This window comes from Methylobacterium sp. E-066 (assembly GCF_022829635.1).
Classification (GTDB): domain Bacteria; phylum Pseudomonadota; class Alphaproteobacteria; order Rhizobiales; family Beijerinckiaceae; genus Methylobacterium.
Genome location: NZ_JAKSYO010000218.1, coordinates 1 through 400, shown reverse-complemented (window position 1 = coordinate 400; position 400 = coordinate 1). Strand labels below are relative to the sequence as shown.

General features: G+C 69.0%; 1 protein-coding gene. It reads left to right on the top strand.

Going from position 1 to position 400, the window contains the following annotated elements; genetic code table 11:
- Nucleotides 1-400, top strand: a 400-nt coding sequence (locus MKL20_RS32875) for a methyl-accepting chemotaxis protein (RefSeq protein ID WP_244040222.1), incomplete at both ends; no start/stop codon positions are given.

Sequence of the window (400 nt, the reverse complement as noted above, 5' to 3'; positions counted from 1 at the left end):
GGCGATCTCGGCCGGCGACATCATCGTGACGGTCAACGACGTCTCCGAGCGCACGCATCTGCTCGCGCTCAATGCCGCGATCGAGGCGGCGGCGGCCGGCGAGAGCGGGCGCAGCTTCGCCGTGGTGGCCTCCGAGATGAAGCTGCTCGCCGATCAAGCGAAGGCGGCCACCGGCCAGGTCCGGGGGATCCTGGGCGAGATCCAGCGGGGCATCAACACCTCGGTGATGCTGACCGAGGAGGCGGTGAAGCGGGCGGCTTCGGGCAAGACGCGCTCGGACACGACGCAGCGGACGATCGAGGAGATCACGGCGCGGGTGGAGGAGAACGTGCAGACGTTCCAGCAGATCGTGGCCTCGACCAACCAGCAGCAGCTGGGGATCGAGCAGGTGATGGGGGCG